The sequence below is a fragment of the Marinobacterium sp. BA1 genome (assembly GCF_041155135.1).
Lineage (GTDB): Bacteria > Pseudomonadota > Gammaproteobacteria > Pseudomonadales > Balneatricaceae > Marinobacterium > Marinobacterium iners.
Window position 1 is genome coordinate 936,381 of record NZ_BAAFHC010000001.1, and the last position, 16,537, is coordinate 952,917.

Annotated in this window: 24 protein-coding genes; 19 read left to right on the top strand and 5 right to left on the bottom strand. The window is 48.9% G+C overall.

The window, feature by feature from the left end; genetic code table 11:
* Positions 1 to 15: 15 nt before the first annotated feature.
* The 6 genes from ACAM29_RS04535 to ACAM29_RS04560 all read left to right on the top strand — a co-directional run bounded on the left by ACAM29_RS04535 (position 16) and on the right by ACAM29_RS04560 (position 4,449).
* On the top strand, positions 16 to 477 hold the full coding sequence (locus tag ACAM29_RS04535; protein ID WP_369623354.1) for a hypothetical protein: 462 nt from the start codon (positions 16 to 18) through the stop codon (positions 475 to 477).
* A complete protein-coding gene (locus ACAM29_RS04540) occupies positions 474 to 677 on the top strand; it encodes a hypothetical protein (protein ID WP_369623355.1) in 204 nt (67 codons plus the stop codon). The genes ACAM29_RS04535 and ACAM29_RS04540 overlap by 4 nt, the downstream gene beginning before the upstream one ends.
* A 78-nt stretch (positions 678 to 755) precedes the next feature.
* The gene (locus ACAM29_RS04545; RefSeq protein WP_369623356.1) at positions 756 to 2,411 is read left to right on the top strand and encodes a cell division protein FtsZ; all 1,656 of its coding nucleotides are present in this window, start codon (positions 756 to 758) and stop codon (positions 2,409 to 2,411) included.
* A gap of 137 nt (positions 2,412 to 2,548) precedes the next feature.
* Positions 2,549 to 3,199 (top strand): PH domain-containing protein, encoded by a 651-nt coding sequence (locus ACAM29_RS04550; RefSeq protein ID WP_369623357.1) that lies wholly within the window; start codon positions 2,549 to 2,551, stop codon positions 3,197 to 3,199.
* A 44-nt stretch (positions 3,200 to 3,243) separates the two neighbouring features.
* On the top strand, positions 3,244 to 3,711 hold the full coding sequence (locus ACAM29_RS04555) for an N-acetyltransferase family protein (protein WP_369623358.1): 468 nt from the start codon (positions 3,244 to 3,246) through the stop codon (positions 3,709 to 3,711).
* 201 nt (positions 3,712 to 3,912) lie between these two features.
* Entirely contained in the window at positions 3,913 to 4,449 is a 537-nt protein-coding gene (locus tag ACAM29_RS04560; protein WP_369623359.1) for a DUF924 family protein, read from the top strand.
* A gap of 39 nt (positions 4,450 to 4,488) precedes the next feature.
* Here ACAM29_RS04560 and ACAM29_RS04565 read toward each other — a convergent pair whose 3' ends face one another.
* On the bottom strand, positions 4,489 to 4,668 hold the full coding sequence (locus ACAM29_RS04565; protein ID WP_175527720.1) for a DDE-type integrase/transposase/recombinase: 180 nt from the start codon (positions 4,666 to 4,668) through the stop codon (positions 4,489 to 4,491).
* A 203-nt stretch (positions 4,669 to 4,871) separates the two neighbouring features.
* Between ACAM29_RS04565 and ACAM29_RS04570 the strand changes: the two genes are divergently transcribed.
* From ACAM29_RS04570 to ACAM29_RS04605, 8 genes are all read left to right on the top strand, one after another.
* On the top strand, positions 4,872 to 5,276 hold the full coding sequence (locus tag ACAM29_RS04570; RefSeq protein WP_369623360.1) for a GFA family protein: 405 nt from the start codon (positions 4,872 to 4,874) through the stop codon (positions 5,274 to 5,276).
* Between the two features lie 161 nt (positions 5,277 to 5,437).
* Entirely contained in the window at positions 5,438 to 6,175 is a 738-nt protein-coding gene (locus tag ACAM29_RS04575) for an SDR family NAD(P)-dependent oxidoreductase (RefSeq protein WP_369623361.1), read from the top strand.
* Between the two features lie 480 nt (positions 6,176 to 6,655).
* Positions 6,656 to 6,889: a hypothetical protein gene (locus tag ACAM29_RS04580; RefSeq protein WP_369623362.1), complete on the top strand. Its 234-nt coding sequence runs from the start codon at positions 6,656 to 6,658 to the stop codon at positions 6,887 to 6,889.
* A gap of 232 nt (positions 6,890 to 7,121) precedes the next feature.
* On the top strand, positions 7,122 to 7,538 hold the full coding sequence (locus ACAM29_RS04585) for a hypothetical protein (RefSeq protein WP_369623363.1): 417 nt from the start codon (positions 7,122 to 7,124) through the stop codon (positions 7,536 to 7,538).
* A gap of 35 nt (positions 7,539 to 7,573) precedes the next feature.
* Entirely contained in the window at positions 7,574 to 8,107 is a 534-nt protein-coding gene (locus ACAM29_RS04590; RefSeq protein ID WP_369623364.1) for an AAA family ATPase, read from the top strand.
* Between the two features lie 218 nt (positions 8,108 to 8,325).
* On the top strand, positions 8,326 to 8,835 hold the full coding sequence (locus ACAM29_RS04595; RefSeq protein WP_369623365.1) for a DUF1566 domain-containing protein: 510 nt from the start codon (positions 8,326 to 8,328) through the stop codon (positions 8,833 to 8,835).
* A gap of 172 nt (positions 8,836 to 9,007) precedes the next feature.
* Positions 9,008 to 9,328 (top strand): DUF2834 domain-containing protein, encoded by a 321-nt coding sequence (locus ACAM29_RS04600; RefSeq protein ID WP_091828067.1) that lies wholly within the window; start codon positions 9,008 to 9,010, stop codon positions 9,326 to 9,328.
* 38 nt (positions 9,329 to 9,366) lie between these two features.
* Positions 9,367 to 9,657: a DUF1330 domain-containing protein gene (locus ACAM29_RS04605; protein WP_369623366.1), complete on the top strand. Its 291-nt coding sequence runs from the start codon at positions 9,367 to 9,369 to the stop codon at positions 9,655 to 9,657.
* Between the two features lie 72 nt (positions 9,658 to 9,729).
* Here ACAM29_RS04605 and ACAM29_RS04610 read toward each other — a convergent pair whose 3' ends face one another.
* The 3 genes from ACAM29_RS04610 to ACAM29_RS04620 all read right to left on the bottom strand — a co-directional run bounded on the left by ACAM29_RS04610 (position 9,730) and on the right by ACAM29_RS04620 (position 13,752).
* Positions 9,730 to 10,623, bottom strand: a complete 894-nt coding sequence (locus ACAM29_RS04610; RefSeq protein WP_369623367.1) for a helix-turn-helix domain-containing protein — start codon at positions 10,621 to 10,623, stop codon at positions 9,730 to 9,732.
* 365 nt (positions 10,624 to 10,988) lie between these two features.
* Positions 10,989 to 12,026 (bottom strand): alpha/beta fold hydrolase, encoded by a 1,038-nt coding sequence (locus ACAM29_RS04615; RefSeq protein WP_369623368.1) that lies wholly within the window; start codon positions 12,024 to 12,026, stop codon positions 10,989 to 10,991.
* Positions 12,027 to 12,114: 88 nt separating this feature from the next.
* On the bottom strand, positions 12,115 to 13,752 hold the full coding sequence (locus ACAM29_RS04620) for a flavin-containing monooxygenase (protein WP_369623369.1): 1,638 nt from the start codon (positions 13,750 to 13,752) through the stop codon (positions 12,115 to 12,117).
* Between the two features lie 250 nt (positions 13,753 to 14,002).
* On the opposite strand from ACAM29_RS04620, the gene ACAM29_RS04625 reads away from it, so the two are divergent.
* Both ACAM29_RS04625 and ACAM29_RS04630 read left to right on the top strand, forming a co-directional pair.
* Positions 14,003 to 14,404 (top strand): GFA family protein, encoded by a 402-nt coding sequence (locus tag ACAM29_RS04625; RefSeq protein WP_369623370.1) that lies wholly within the window; start codon positions 14,003 to 14,005, stop codon positions 14,402 to 14,404.
* Between the two features lie 66 nt (positions 14,405 to 14,470).
* A complete protein-coding gene (locus ACAM29_RS04630; RefSeq protein ID WP_354411836.1) occupies positions 14,471 to 14,707 on the top strand; it encodes a helix-hairpin-helix domain-containing protein in 237 nt (78 codons plus the stop codon).
* Between the two features lie 35 nt (positions 14,708 to 14,742).
* Here the strand turns inward: ACAM29_RS04630 and ACAM29_RS04635 are convergent, their stop codons facing one another.
* Entirely contained in the window at positions 14,743 to 15,186 is a 444-nt protein-coding gene (locus tag ACAM29_RS04635; protein WP_354411833.1) for a MarR family transcriptional regulator, read from the bottom strand.
* Between the two features lie 97 nt (positions 15,187 to 15,283).
* On the opposite strand from ACAM29_RS04635, the gene ACAM29_RS04640 reads away from it, so the two are divergent.
* The 3 genes from ACAM29_RS04640 to ACAM29_RS04650 all read left to right on the top strand — a co-directional run bounded on the left by ACAM29_RS04640 (position 15,284) and on the right by ACAM29_RS04650 (position 16,513).
* Entirely contained in the window at positions 15,284 to 15,727 is a 444-nt protein-coding gene (locus ACAM29_RS04640; RefSeq protein WP_369623371.1) for a hypothetical protein, read from the top strand.
* Entirely contained in the window at positions 15,718 to 16,020 is a 303-nt protein-coding gene (locus ACAM29_RS04645; RefSeq protein WP_369623372.1) for a GNAT family N-acetyltransferase, read from the top strand. The genes ACAM29_RS04640 and ACAM29_RS04645 overlap by 10 nt, the downstream gene beginning before the upstream one ends.
* A 151-nt stretch (positions 16,021 to 16,171) precedes the next feature.
* Positions 16,172 to 16,513: a gamma-glutamylcyclotransferase family protein gene (locus ACAM29_RS04650; protein ID WP_091828058.1), complete on the top strand. Its 342-nt coding sequence runs from the start codon at positions 16,172 to 16,174 to the stop codon at positions 16,511 to 16,513.
* The last annotated feature ends 24 nt before the right edge of the window (positions 16,514 to 16,537 follow it).

Genomic DNA, 16,537 nt, shown 5'->3' on the forward strand with positions numbered 1-16,537 from the left:
CATCAAGGATAGACCATGAGAACAATTGCAACTCCTTTTTTAGTAGCTGTTTTTTTAGTCATTTCAGGGTGCGCTTCTTTGATGGATCGAGCATCTCAACCTGATCGAACATACGGAAACATTGAATATGAAAATCTTTATCGAAATTTCGAAAAAGTACTTACAGATTTAGGGTATGGTGTGGACAAGCGCAATTATTCTCGTGGCTATATCTCGTCAACACTACGAGAGTATGATGGAGAAAAGAAAGGGTTGGCCACATGGCTGGAAAAAAGAAAATATGTTGCTTGGTTTGATATCGACAGATCAAATCCTAAAAGACATTTTTTAATTCTCAAAGTGGATGTAAAAGAAAAGGCTCCGCTATCATTTGAATGGCGAGACAAAGAAATTGAAAGAGCTAGTGACGCCGAGTATCAAAAGATTCTTTCCGCTCTAGATGAGATAGTTGTTGAAAACGGAGGTACATTACAGTGACCGACGAACGAGTAAGACAAATTATTGCCTTTGGCGTAATCGGAGGCTTTCTATTCTGTTGTATTTGCATAGCCTTGGTCATGGTTCTTGGATTTCTAGACCCAAGAGATGGACTATCAATCCTAAAAGATTTTTCTGGGGTTTTCTCTGGAATAATTGGCCTTATCGTAGGATATTATTTTGGCAAGCAAAATGGCTAACAAGTCAATGGTGTGGGACAACCTACACTGCGTTTCGGTTGCCGCACATAGAAGCGTTATATTTTATGAGTCAGGATCATGTTTGAACTTGTAGACCATATTGAACAAAAAATATCTATAGCACTAATAGGGGTTGGGACAGTTGGGTGTAAGATTGCGCATAAGATCTCTCTAGTCCTGAATTCTCTTGATTGTTTTGATGTTCTATATGTTCATAGTTCAAATTCATTTCTAAATAACCTAACAGAGAATACTGACAATCACTTTCACATCTCTGACCATGTGCACTTTACTAAGGGAAAACTGGTTAACGAAATTAGAGGAAAAGACATAGTCTTTATTGTGTCTGGATTAGGTGGTGATACTGGAAGTAAAGTAGCTCCTTATGTGGCAAAGACAGTCAAAGAAAATAATATTCTTTGTGTGGGTCTCTTTTCTTTTCCATTCGAATTTGAAGGGCGCAGAAAGGTGAATATCGCCCAAAAATCTTATAAGATCTTGTCTGCATATACTGACTCTCTGATGTGTATTGAAAATGACAAATTTTTGATGTCAGAGGCGGATAAGCATGTAATAGCTAAACCCGAAGATCTATTTGCAAGCTCAAATAAGCATTTCGAAGCAGTTGTTAAGGGAATGGTAAATCTACTGATTAAGCCGGGAATGATAAATGTAGACTTTGCCGATCTTAGGCTGGTGATTGCTAATATGGGGCTGAGTGTCGTTGGTTTTTCAAAAGTTAAAGGCGATCTAAGAGCCGAAGAATCAATGGTGGAATTATTAAAATCTCCTTTACTTAAAAGCAGTCAACTTGATAAAGCCAAAGGCTGCCTTCTTTGTATAACTTCAGATGCGGATATGTCACTTGGGGAGTTTACAACGGTAGGCGATAAATTAGAGGAAGTTGTTGGTGATGAAGCAACGGTAGTAGTAGGTACTGTAATAGATCGAGGTTTGAATGGAGAATTCGAAGTAATAGTCGTACTTACAGGATTTCCTGATCTTGAATTTGAAAACCTTATGGATGAGAGTGACTATGATATTGTTAACCTTTCAAAATCCATTGTATTTGAACCTCATCAAGCAAGTGCTGGACTTTCTATTCTGTCATATTTTAATGATTTCCTTCATCAAAAGTACAAGGGCACACAAGCGAAGGTTAAAATAGAACAGAGTGGTAATGTGGTCAAGCTTATAATTGAAAGTCCTTCAGGAGAAGTTGAGAGTATTGAAAAGTCCTTAAATGAGTTTGGACAAGTTGTTGTGGGCCAAAAGAAAGCCAACGAAGTTTTAGATAATAGGTTGGATGCAGAACGACTTGAGATGAAGCTAGAAATGGCTGCATTAGAGCTCAGAAATAGTGAAAAAATATTGTTAATGTATCAAGCGGAAAATGATAATTTTAGATCTAGAGTCGAAAACCTCGAAACTCAATTAAGTGATTTGCAAAAAACAATTTGCTCCAGCTTGAGTTTTGCGCAAAGAGAATTGTCTAGAGAGCTTAAAAAATATAAAAATCTTCCTGGAGATCTTTTAGGTTTAATTCAAGATGGAATCGACAACGGTCTAGATGACAAGACTAAAGAGCTTATAGAGACCGAGGTTATGCGATATAAAAGCGATAAAGATACACTAATCACTTTGAGAAAACTTGTAGAAAACACCGTTTATGGAGTGTCTGGAAATACTGTATTCAGTTTCATCGTTGGTGTGTTGAACTCTTTACCTAAGTAGAATATAACAAACCGTTCAACAGCGACGCCAACCTGCACTTCGTTACGCTCATGGCTGTCGCGCATTTTATTCGCTTCACTACGCTCCGGTCGGCGCGCGTTAATGGAGCGTTAGCTCGAATAAAAAACGAGGATATTATGGATAATTACGAGAAATATGCCGAGTACACTAAAGCCCAGGATTGGAAATCTATATGTGAACTCAATGAAGTTAACTTTGACTCTTTTGGCACAAAAAAAGAGCTGAAAGTGTTGCCGGAATATTTGGAAGAAGATGAGGTCGTTTTTGCCTTGACATCTGGTATCATGGATCAAAGCGAAACTTCCAATTCATTCGACTTCGGAACCAATACATGGCTGGTGATACTTACAAGCGACAGGTTTCTTTTTCTTGACGCTGCAATGCTCTCCAGTTCAGTTGACTCCCAAAGTATTCGGCACGACCGTGTGCAGGCTGTATCGGCTTCTCAGGGATTTATGCTGGGGAAAATATCAGTCGATCTAGGAAGCAGGATGTTGGTTATTGACAACTGCCATAAATCAACAGTCAAAGTTATGGCAAGTCTTGCTAACAAATGGATCAAAGAGCTTAGTGATAAAAAGAACGAAAGCAACGCAGGGTTGCATATATCTTTACAAACTCCATTATTAGATTTGCTCGAAAAACTAGAAAAACTTTTCGCTATAGGTGCGTTATCAGATCAAGAGTTTAATGATGCTAAACTCAGGCTTGTAGAGTCTAATGATTTTAAAAAAGAAAAAGAAAAGTTCTTGGCCTCGATTGGGTGAATAGCTAACAAATGCAACAGGAGTCAAATTCCAAGGATCGGCTTATGTACCTGCGAGAAGTAAGAAACAACGATATCCCCGAGATTTGTAAGCTCCCGAAAACACGAGAGGAGCTTTTTTACTGCTTCCCAAGTGCAGTTTACCCACTGTCGGAAGACACGTTACGTCAGAGCATAGAAACGCGTTCTGATTCGACTGTGGTTGAAATCGAGGGAAGAGTGGTGGCGTTTGCGAATTTTTACCGTTGGAAAGACGGGCTGTGCTCAATCGGCAATGTTGTTGTGGCATCTGATGTCAGAGGTGCTGGTGTGGGCCGCTGTCTGATCAACCATATGGTCAAGCTGGGCTTTGAGAAGCATCACGCAAAGGCGGTTTCAGTGTCGTGCTTTAATCAAAACACTGCCGGGTTGCTGTTTTATCCAACGCTCGGTTTCCGGCCATACGACGTTGAGCAGCGCATCGACTACAATGGCAACCCGGTGGTACTGATCCATCTAAGGAGGCAGTCATGACCGAACATCTCGTATCGTACCGGCGGGATTGTTGGACACTGACGTGTCCATATTGCTAACGGCACACATCTTTTCGTCCAGCAAGGCCAACTGGGAAGAGGTGTCAGAAGAGGTGCCAACGTTCGACGGGCTGCCGGATTGAGCGCCCATCTGTACTAGACTGTTACGTGCTATGGCGTTTCGGCAGAGCAGGGGAGCCACATGTTTAAGGATGTTATAGATTTTTGGTTCAACGAGCTTGAGCCAAAACAGTGGTGGCAAAAGGATGGCGACCTGGATTCCATGATCCAGCGCCGTTTTGGCGCGCTTCATGAGCAGGCCAGGGTCGGAGAGCTGTTTACATGGCGCGAAACGGCTCTTGGCAGTCTCGCCGAGGTTATCGTTCTTGATCAGTTCTCGCGCAATATCTACCGTGACACACCCGACGCATTTGCCTGTGATCCTATGGCGCTTGTGCTGGCACAATGTGCAATATCAAAAAATCTGGACAGACAGCTGTCTGCTATTCAGTGTTCTTTTCTGTACATGCCGTTCATGCACAGTGAGTCAAAGCTGATCCACGCAGAAGCTGTCAAATTGTATGAAGCGTTGGGCATTCAAAATAGCCTTGATTTTGAATGCAGGCATAAAGCCATTATCGACCGGTTTGGCCGCTATCCCCATCGAAATAAAATTCTGGGTCGTACGTCAACTGAAGACGAAAAAGTGTTTCTTGAACAGCCAAACTCCGGGTTCTGAATGTCAGGCATGACGCCCGGATCGAACCGATCATGCAGTCTATGGCTGGGGCTGATCTACCGTGCCATTCGTCTTGGGCGTGTAGGGGCGCATGTACACATGCTTAATCCCTTCTCGTTGCAACACCGCATTGAAGCGACGGGAACGATAGGCTTGGCCGTTATCGGTCATCAGGCAGTTTGCGATCTGCCTGGCGGCCCACTTGAGTGTCAGGCGCAACTTCTGTATCAGCTCACCACACTGCTAACGTATGGCGCGATCAATGATCAGGGCTCGAATATGGGGCGTGGTTCGTGCATTCTTATGGGGGGGTGTTCATGTCGGTTGTACTGTGCTGTTTGTTTGGCGATAACCAGCATCTCGAACTTAACCGGCGTGAACAACCTCCTCAATACCCACAACTAGTCAAGGAGGTTTGCCCAATGACTATATTTCGAGGCGGGTGCCTATGCGGAGCAGTCCGTTATGAAACAACGGCTGATCCGTTGAATCAGAGAGTGTGTCACTGCCAAGAGTGCCAAAAAGCTATTGGTGCTGCTTTTAACGCACGTGTGCTAATGAGACTTGATGATGTGTCTATCACGGGTCCAGTAAGTACATTTTATTCGTCTGAAACGCTTGAGAGAGGCTCTTGCTCGCGTTGTGGTTCGAGCATTTTTTCTCGGCGTACACCTGCTGGAGTCATTGGGTTAACGGCAGGTAGTCTTGATGACTCATCACTTTTCAATCCTGATATGCATTTTTGGGTATCATCCAAGCAGCCGTGGCTAGAAATAGCCGATGATCTACCTCAGTATCTGGAAGGTCCGCCATCTAAAGGTTATTAAACTCGTGAGTGATACTTGAAATTATCCATACAATTCGCTCAAGCCGCTCACTTTATTCGCTCAAGCCGCTCACTTTATTCGCTGGGACGCGCTGAAGCCCGCCTCTTAGATTAATCTTTAGACTAAGCCCATCACCAAACACATATATAAGACTGAGTTAAATGAAAAAGAGAGTCGCATTAGTTACAGGTTCAACATCAGGAATTGGCAAGGCTATTGCCAACCAACTTGCTTCGGAAGGTTTTTCCGTTGTTTTCCATTCGCGTTCATCCGTAGAAGTTGGCCAGCGCCTAGCATCACTGAACGAAGGCGCTTCTTATTTCCAAGCGGACCTATCAAATCAAGCTGAATCGAAAGGCCTAATTGAAGATATTGCCTTCAGGTATGGGCGTCTGGATGTGTTAGTAAATAATGCAGCATTGACTGAAGTTATAGATCATTCAAATCTAAAGGCTGCTACTCCTGAAATATGGCGAATGCTTCATGAAGTTAATGTTATTTCTCCATGGACACTGATCTCTGAAGCTGAGCACTTGTTGAAAAATTCATCTTCCGAAGATGCAACTAGCTGTATTCTTAACATCAGCTCTCATGCAGGTGTACGCCCCAAAGGAGCATCAATTCCATATTCAGTAACTAAGGCTGCGCTCAACCATATGACAAAACTCTTGGCTTTGAATCTAGGGCCTGAAATCAGGGTCAACGCTATAGCCCCAGGCTTAGTTCATACCCCCATGAGCGAAAACTGGTCAGCGGCTCGCGAACTTTGGGCAACTAAAGCACCTATGAAGCGTGGTGCAGAGCCAGAGGAGATTGCCTACGTTGCTGGCATGCTAATCAACAGCTCCTATTTAACTGGTGAAATTGTGCTTTCAGATGGTGGGTTAAATCTAACATGAAGAAAGCATCTAGCAAATTGCAGCAGTTCGTGCCTGCGCCGCTGGACGTTCGTACCTCGCGCCGCTATGCAAGGCGTTAGCAATTCTGGGGTTCGGAGGTTATATGAATTCATTTTTGGATTTGCTTTTGTATAGGCATCGTCGCTTTAAGGGAGAAACCTATTTTAGAAATCATTTTCCTTTGATGCTTTTTATTAGCTCAATTTTTTCAATATTTCTTTCAGATTCTATTGCTTCATTTATTGTCATGGTTGGGTTTTTTATTTTAATTGATCTGCTCCTCGCACTAGGCGCATGGCTTTACTACAAAAATGATATATAGGCTGAAAGCTAACAGGCGACTGTGGGGTCTAGTTGAATATATAAGCCATATATTTTAGCCCCATCGTGTCTCATTCTTAGGCATGGTACTCAGCACCACGATCAGCTTGCGCATGCAGGCAATGATGGCCACATTGGGCAATTTGCCCTGGGCTTCAGATGCTCATCGATTTGTTGGGAGATGCTATCGGTCTGGGTTTTAAGGAAATGCAGCAGGCCTTGGACAACCCGGAAGGCTACTACCTGGCCAAGGGGCGATACATCTGGTTTGCGCGTTCCGGTGGCAACATCATCGGTTGCTGCGCGCTGGCCAAGCGGGGAGAACAGCGGTTCGAGATCTCTAAGATGGGGGCGATGACAGCTGTCAGGGCCAGGAGGTCGGCCGCCGTCTGATGATGGCGGCGAGCTCTGGCCCAGCCCGGCCAATCCCTGGCTGCTGGCAGCGCTCGTGCAGCGTCGACAAATACGGTCTTGCTTTAAGTCATGAAAAATATAGCTCCGGCGGGAGTCGACCTGTTGGTTTTTAACAGAATAGATGCACTTCCTGAAAAAAAGCAGCTGCGTACTTTGCGAGCCTGCACGAGTAAAGTACGCTTTGATACAGGAGTTAGCAAAGGGTGTTCTTATGAAGGTCAACACAGAGTCAAATCACGCTTACACCATGCAACGAGCCCAGACATCCACGGATGCGAGTGCCAACGCCGGATCATTCTCTTCTGCACTAACCGCAGCCATAACCAAAACGGACACCGCTAAACAGGTTGATTTCACAAGCATGACGCGAAAGGAAATGTTTGATTGGATGAACGACCAAATCCGTAGCGGTGAAATGTCGCTTGATGAGAGCTCACCCTTCATGGGAATGACCATGAAAATATCGGCGGTGACCGGTCAGCCGGTCGATATGGCTACAGACACCACGCGTATCAATTTCGTTGAGAAGGCACGTTCAGGTATTGAAGCTGCCCGAGCAAACAACGATCTGGACTTGGTAAAGGCGTTGCAGGCTTCGCTTGAAACCATGTTTAGGCAGCAAATGTAGGTGGCCGGACAAACACTACTCTGAAATGGGCTGAAATGAACCATCGATTCGTAATCACCGGCGGCCCCGGTGGTGGCAAAAGTACAATTCTTAGTGCCCTGGCGAAACGGGGCTATCACGGAGTGCCGGAATCGGCCCGCAGAATAATCAAGGAGCGGTTGGCAGCAGGGTTAACACCTCGGCCAGATCCGGAGGCTTTCGCCCACGAGATACTGCGTTCGGATATCAAGAAGTATCGAGAGCTAAGAGCTTACGACCATCCTGTGTTCTTTGATCGTGGCGTGCTCGATGCGCTGTATATGCTTGATGAGGCGCAAGCCTTAACGCGCAATGAAATCTCGCAGTACGTAAGCCAATTTCCATATAACGGCATTGTATTTTTGCTTCCTCCATGGGAAGAAATCTACACTACAGACTCAGAGCGCGACCAGACTTTTGAAGAGTCCGTAGACGTTTTCGAAGGTATGAGAACGTGGTATTCGGAATGGGGTTACGAGACGCTGGAAGTCCCACGCGGTACGCCCGATGAGCGTGTGTCGTTCATGCTGCAGCGGGTAAATAGTCCCTGACAAACCGCCATAGGCTACCAGCTTTTGTACGCCGAGGCTTCGCGTGCTGCAACGCTGTTTTTCGAGCGCTTAGGTTTCCCTGTGGCTAGAAAAAATGAAATACAAAGAAATGGAGTACCGTCAGTGAACTTCACAATGGAAAGGTATCTAACCGCTGACCATCGACAATGGAGCCGATCATTAAAGTGTCGGTTGAATGGGGTGCAAGGTAGCAGATTATGAAAAAAGTTATTACGTTTTTGGCATTCGCGTCATGGGCGATTTCAAGTGTCGTTTTGGCTGATTGTGATGAAAGCATTGCCGAAAGCACCCCGTCTTCACGTTTCGTTATCAACGGCAGCGAAGCCTATGACCGGCAAACGAAATTGACGTGGAGCCGTTGCAGTGTGGGTACCACTTGGGTGAATGATGCCGGTTGCATCGGTGAAGTACAGCTGCTGGGATTAGATGCAGCAAAACAGTTTGCACAGACGCTCGGTGGCGGTTGGCGTGTTCCAACGATTCAAGAGCTTGATAGTATTGTCGAACAGAGATGTTTCAACCCGGCGATTAATTCCGAGGTGTTCCCAAGAGTGGTAAATTCTGAAGAGGGTTCGCCGTATTGGAGTGATACCCGCATTGAGGAAATGCCATTACTCATTTACTTCATTGATTTCTTCGACGGAACCGTTGATGGTCACACCAAAGGGTTTCCACTGGCAGTGCGTCTGGTTCGCAGTGGAGCATAGTCTTTTAGCCTATGGAAACGGCACCCGTTAGAATAAAAAAATTGGCATTGAAGAAATTTCGTTGCCGCCGATCATTATGGAATTTTATACACTCTGGTAGCAATAAATGTGGCTGTTTTTTCAGTGGTCAAGAAACTAAATATTATTGCTGAAGATTTGCAAGGATAGCGAAATGGTAAGGTTTTATTTGGTTCTTGTGTTATTGGGTTTTTTTCTGCCGTATGGGGCTTTTATTCCTTGGTTGGTTGATAATGGCTTAGATATTGGTCTTTTTTTTAATGAAGCTGTGGCTAACCCTATCAGTATGTTTGCTTGGCTTGATGTTTTAGTAGCAGGTGTTGCTTTGCTGGGCTTTATCGTTGTAGACGGTCATAAAAATAAAGTGAGATACCGATATTTTGCAGTGCTTGGAACGCTGTCTGTTGGCGTGTCGTTCGGGCTTCCATTGTATCTATACTTCAAGGAAAAACAGTCCCTTCAACCGCGGTCTTAACAATGCGGAAAACGCATCACCCGAATAAGGATATGAGCATGCCTGCATACGTGATTGGTCACATTACAGTGAAAGATGATGACAAATGGGCCGAATACCGACATCAAGTGCCGGCGACCTTGGCGCCCTGGAGCGCGGACTTGATGTTCAGGGGGAAAACGAAGACTGTACTGAGTGGGTCTCACGTCCATACTGATGTGGTTGTGATTCGCTTTCCAGATGCTCAAGCGTTAGATGACTGGTACAGCTCGGAAGCCTATCAGGCGCTTATTCCGCTGCGCACAGAGGCGGCTGACGTGGATTTGATCAACTATGAGGCAGCTTTGTAACTGTTGCTTCAACGGGGGAGAACCCGATGTCCGGTCTGGTCGACCGAGCAGCCAGGGTAAACCTCGCAGCGGTCAGCGTTCTCTACAGTTCCCCCTCAATTGTCCTGGTGTGGTGCCTAGCCTAAGCCGCATCACCCGGGTCAGATGGGCCTGGTCAGAAAAGCCGCACATGTAGGCGACCTCCTTTATTGCAAGGCGTCCCTCTGCCAGAAGGGTACGTGCTTTCTGCACGCGTTGTTCGGTGACGAACGCATGAGGTGAGGAGGCAAAGCTCTCCTTGAATTTGCGCGAGAAGGTCCATACCCCAAGTCCAACTTCTTGGGCCAAATCTTCTAACCGTATGCTGCTGTGCAGGTGGGACTCAATGTAATCGCCCAGGCGACGTTTCTGGCACGGTGTCAATCCGCCGACATCAGCGGGGTCGCTAAAGGTTACGCTGGCGTAGCGGCGTAACAGGTGTACCGCCATCTGCATGCCCAGTGCTTCGACATACAGTGCACCGCCCAAGCCGTTGGTGCGCACCTCAGTATTGATAGCATCTGTGATTGCATTGAGGACTGGGTCCTGTAACTGCAATACGTCGTGTAGACGTACATCCTCTACTGAACGGTCGAGAACGTCGCAGGCAACTCGAGACATCAGGGCGTTGGACAGGTAAACGTGGGCGACCTCAATATCCTGGGTCCAGTGCCAGTGCGAGTTCTGGGCGTTGGTCAACAGGGATATGTCGCCCGGTACGCAGGTGGTGCGGGTGCCTTTGCTGTCTTCCAGTTGGCGGTACATGGGGGTATGACCGTTCCGGTAGCGTACGATCATGAAGTGATCGAGAGGGGGAATCGACACCTCCTGTCCCTTGTACAGGTAGGAGCGCTGGGCAACGTCTTTCCAGCCCAGAGAGGCACTGCTGGTCAGTAGTTTTCCCGGAACCCACTTGAGAAGCTCGTCCGGAGTGATGACTTTCGGCATAGAACTATCCTCGCCGGGCTGGCGCGTACTCTGCGCAGCTATTCAGGCGGGAAGCGGCTGCCTCACTCTGAAGTTTTGCCCCGGTACAAGGGCCTGCTGCCACAGCTGCCTGCAGGTCAGGAGAGGGTTGGCTGCGGCATTGTTACCCTCATTGACCAGCGGCCCGGATGGTTTTTTATTTTAATCGATACCGTTAGTGGGAGATGGGTGTTGCCACCCATCCAAGCCCCACAGTGCCATTGAACGCTGCAGTATGCCATGACACTTTGGGGCTATTTGTTCCGGGTACCCGGAACAGTGTCGTCACGGGTGTTGGGTCAACATGATTGGATGATTGATCCAAACAGGCGAACCGTATGCCAGCCTCAGACGACCGGCGTAGCCAACAGCTCTCGGATGTTAGCGCCAAATTGTGCCACCATCTGCGCATCTGTGCCGAATAGACCCAGATGACCATCGACACTTTGAAGCGGGCGGAATTCACTGCCGGAGATCAACAGCTGTTCAGTCTGGCAGTCGCTGACGGGGAAGAACATGTCATGGCTAATCGGCATCACGTAGGTCTTGGCTTTTATGCGTCCCAGCGCAGCGGGCAGGTCGCCAGCGGTGTGGCGGCTGACATCGCCGCGTTGCCACTTCCACGCCATGCACAGCAGGTTGTTCGGATCCATCGAGGCGAAGTAGCCGGTCATGAAGGTGTCCACAAACTCTGCCATCGAAGCAAAGCCCAGTGCCTGATGGCGTCTGGTGCGGAAGAACTCGGTGCTCCAGCCCATAACAGTCCATAATTGGGCATGGCGCCTCAGGCCGGCAGCGACCTGTTCTGGTGAGTGGTATAGGCCCTTGTGAAAACCTGGATCGGTGGTGATGGCATCAATCAAAGTTTCAGTAAACAGAAAATCATGCTCGGTGTTCCTCGCCGTACCGGCCATGGGGGCGGCGCGTTTGACGAATTCCGGGTAGCGTACTGCCCACTCGTAGGTTTGTTGAGCACCCATCGAGCCGCCGACGACCAGGGCAAGGCTGGTCAGGCCGAAATGTTCAGTCAGCAGGCGGTATTGGGCGCGGACATCGTCACCGATGCGTATCTGGGGAAAGTCGGGACCGTTGCTATTGCTTGGCGAGGTGGAGAGTCCGCCGCCGATTTGATTCACGCAGATGATAAAATATTTATCCGGGTCCAGTGCCCGCCCAGTACCGATGTAGACCTGTTCCATGATTTTGCTGGTGCCTGAATACCAGGTTGGTACCAGAATCGCGTTGTCTTTAGCGGCGTTGAGTTGGCCATGTAGCGAGACGGCGAGTCTGCAGTCGGGCAATGTACCGCCCTCCTCAAGTTGCAGGTCGCCGATACCAATCAGCTCAAAGGGACCATGATTCTGTTGCGAATAGTAGTTGTTCACGATACATCTCCTTACATACGGCACGTGTGGCTCGGGGGATGCGCCGACGGGGTACCGCCGGCGATTTCCGCGTAACGGTGAAAACACCTCAGGACATCGAAAAACCGGGGTAGCCCTCGGCCGCAATTGCGTCGCAACGCTTGTGATAATTGCCCACCCCGCCGATGTAGGAGAGCAGGCGGCGCGGTTTGCCATCCACATTGGAGCCCATGTACCAGGAGTCGGTTTTGACTACCAGAGTCTTCGATGCAACCTCGTCGTGGTGTTCGACCCAGGCATCCTCGAACTCTTTGGTCGCTTCAACCGTTTGCTTGTCGTTTTTCAGGGCGTGGTCGATGCAGCCGGTGATCCAGTCCACCTGTTGCTGTAAGCAAGTGGTCATGTTGCACAGTGCGGCGGACGGTGCCAGCGGAGCACCGGTGGTGAACAGGTTCGGGTAACCGTGGACCTGTAGCCCCATGGCTGTACGGATTTCCTGCTGCCACTGCTGTTTCAGCGCGCGGCCATCGCGACCGCGGATATCGATGCGGCTCAGCGCTCCTGAGCCGGCATCGAAGCCAACTGCCAGAACGATGACATCCACCTCATGGATTTTGCCGTCGGCAGTACGGATCCCCTCGGGGACTATCTCTTCGATCGGTGCCGTGCGACAGTCCACAGCCTCTACATTGTCTTGCAGATAGACTTCGAGGTACTTGTTCTCCAATGGTACGCGGTGGGTACCGAAACCGTAATCGGTGGGGATCAGCAAGTCGCACAGTTTGGGGTCGTTATGCAGCCGCTCCCGCATTTTGGCACGAACGAATTTGGACACTTCTTCGCTGACTGCTTCGTCGTAAAAAATCTCTGGGAAAGTCGCCAGCCACAGTGACAGTGAGCCCTCCTGCCAATGCTGTTCCAGGATATCGGTGCGTTCTTCTGGCGTAAGGTCGGCCCAGGGTGGTGCTTCAAAGTCGTAGTCGAAACCGGCGAAAGTCTGGCGTACGCGGGATTTCAGTTCATGGAAGCGTTCACCCCATTTGGCCCATTCCTCTTTGGAGTACTTGTAGTTTTTCATCGGCACAATGTACTGCGGTGTGCGCACGAAGACTTTCAATGACTCCACTTGGGGTGCGATGGATTGAATCACTTGGATACCGGTGGCACCGGTACCGATGACTGCCACCCGCTTGCCGGTGAAATCTACACCTTGCTTGGGCCACAGACCGGTGTGGTGTATCTCGCCGTTGAAGCTGGCCTGGCCCGGGAAACGGTCTTTCAGCGGTGCAGAGAGCATACCGCAACAAGCGATGAGAAACTGAGTGTCGATGGTTTCGCCGGCATCTGTGATGACGGTCCAACGCCCGGTGTCTTCGCTGTAGTGGGCGGATACGATACGGGTGGAGAACTGAATATCCTTTTTCAGGTCGAGGCGATCCGCCACGAAATTGAGCCACTGCTCGGTTTCGGGCTGAGCAGGGAAGCGCTCGCTGGGCTGCCAGGATTTATAAAGCTCCTCGGAAAACCAGTATTGATAGATCTCTGCCTGGGAGTCGAAACGGGCGCCAGGGTAGCGGTTCCAGTACCAGGTGCCGCCGACACCGGTACCCGCTTCATAACCGCGTACATTCAGTCCCATTTCACGTAGCTTATGTAGCTGGTACAGGCCTGCGACACCGGCACCGATCACCATAGCGTCGAGTTGGGTGACCAAGGGGGTTTTGCTGTGGGTTACTTGCATAGTCATGGTGTACTCTCTCTTTTATGTTTATAACGAGTCACTGGATGGCCACTGCAGAAGTGGCGATGGCGTCATCCACGTTGGACGGGATAAAGCCGGCATGAGTGGACGATACCCAGAGCACAGCCACAGCTCTTGAACGAACGGGTGGAAGTTTTGAAGAAAAACGGGCGCGTTAAGGTTGAGAGGATGGAGGGCCTGTCGGCTCCTGCAGGGTTGTTTGTATATTTCACTCACAGGTTATAGGGGAAAGGTCATGGCAGAACATCTCGGTTCCTGTTTGTGTGGCACAGTGCACTTCAAGGTAGAAGGGGAGTTTGACAGCTTTTACCTGTGTCATTGTCAGCACTGTAAAAAAGATACGGGGTCGGCTCATGCGGCCAGTCTGTTTTCACAGTCGGCTAAACTGAGCTGGCTGTCGGGTGCTGATGCCGTGACCTCGTTTACGTTGCCAGGGACTCGTCACAGCAAGAGTTTTTGCAAATTCTGTGGCTCGGCATTGCCCAATACTCAGGCGGCCGGTGTGCTTATCGTGCCGGCAGGATCTTTGGACACTGAAGTGTCCATATTGCCAACGGCGCACATCTTTTCGTCCAGCAAGGCCAACTGGGAGAAGACGTCAGAAGAGGTGCCAACGTTCGAGGGATTGCCAGAATAAACGATTTTTTGCAGCAATGGATACACGCCATAATGGCGTATAAATATTGAATGGAATGGAGTTTATATGGGGTTTTCCAGCCTGGAGAAAGAAGCACTGTTGTCGGTAAAAGGCGTTGGCAACACCGTTGTGCAACGTTTTGAGGAGATCGGTATAGAGTCGCTTTCCGAGTTGGCGACCTATAAGGCAGATGATATAGCGGAAATGGTTGCTTCAATGCTGAGGACAACCTGCTGGAAAAACAGCCCACAAGCGAAGCGAGCCATTGAGGCTGCGATTCAGCGGGCAAAAGAAGGGCTGTAAAGAGGGGGACAAATGGGCCGAATACCGGGGCATGTCTAGTGGTCAATGGCGCGAGCGATACGCTTCAGTACAGACAGTGCAGTTTCCAGCTCGGTTGCGCTGATACCTTCTGAGCATTGGGCGGCCCACCCCGACTGTTTTTCACTCAGTTTCGAGAAAACCGTTTTCCCACGTTCCGAGAGGCTAATCCATTTGGCGCGCTTATGGCCCGGGTTTTCGCTGAACAGTAACAGTGCATCGTCGTGCATGGCATCCACAAGTCGCTGTACCGCTTGTCGCGTCAGCCCCATGCTCCTCGCAATTTGAGGTACGGTTTGCGGTTCGTCCGATAGTGCAAGGGCCCCCAGTATCTTCCAACGGGCGCTTGTAATGCCGAACTCTGCGCCCATTTGATCGCCTTCGCTGACTAGCAGTCCTCCCAGTTTAAACACTTCCAGCACAATATCGGTGAAGATTGGGCCTTTATGAGACTCGTTCATTGGTAATCCCTGTGGAATTGACAACATGTTGACATTAAGAGGTGCTCTTTGCACAATGACAACATGTTACCAATCGTGTTTCTTGGAGGAAACCCTGATGCTCATCGTCCATCGTTTCGCAGCGGCTATTGCCATGGCCTGCATGGCGACGTTTTTCTCGGCAACAGTGTTGGTTGAGCTCTTTGGTTCTGTTGAGTCCATATCAACAGTGAAACGCTTAATTGTATGGCCAGGTCTGTTGATTCTTGTGCCGTCAATTGCATTCACGGGGGCGAGTGGTTTCGCCTTGGCCAAGGGTAGAAACGGCGTGCTTGTTTTTCGGAAGAAAAAGAGAATGCCCTTTATAGGTATGAACGGAATCCTGATACTGATCCCGTGTGCCGTATTACTCAACCTGTGGGCATCTGCAGGTGTTTTGGATACCCGCTTTTATGTGGTACAAGCCATTGAGTTGATTGCTGGCGCTGTGAATTTGACATTAATGGGATTGAACATGAGAGATGGTTTCAGAATACGTGGTCGGTTTCACACATGTATCTAACGGCAACCAACAGGCTTGAAATCAGAACGTTTGAATTTTCCGATGTTAAGACCCTCATGCCGATACTGTCTGACCCGGATGTCATGGAGTACTCCAGTAAAGGCCCATTGAGCGAAGCGCAAACAGCTGAGTTTATTGATTGGTGTACCCACTCATACGACGAGCTTGGTTATGGCCAGTGGGCTGTTATCGAGAAGCCGTCCGGCAGGCTGATTGGCTACTGCGGGTTGAGTCGCACGACGGTTGATGGATGTGATGAGGTTGAAATTGGCTACCGGCTTGCCAAAGAATGAGCACGCAGCCTCAATACACATACTGGAAAAACTTGGGTTCAGCAATTTCATTGAAACGCGTTATGCTGGGTGGGATGTCCGCCTGTATCGTCTGACCAGGTCGGATTGGAAACCAGATTAAACAACTCAATAGCACTATCGGAGTCCCAACATGCCATCACTGTTCTCCTACGGCACCCTGCAGCAGCCATCGGTTCAGGTCGCCAACTTTGGCCGCGAGCTGAGCGGTCAGCCCGATACCCTGCAGGGCTATATCATCGGTGAGGTCGAGATCACGGATGAGCGGGTGCTGCGTGAGAGTGGCAAGGCGTTTCATCCCATTCTGCGTTACACGGGCAATGCGGCGGATGAGGTGCAGGGCACGGTATTCGAGCTGACGGATGCGGAGCTGGCGCAGGCGGATGATTACGAGGTTGACGATTACGTGCGGGTTGCGGCCCAGCTGAAGTCAGGTGCGCAGTGCTGGATTTACGCCGCCGCTGATGAGGTGTGATTCGGGATCGTTTGCATTTATACT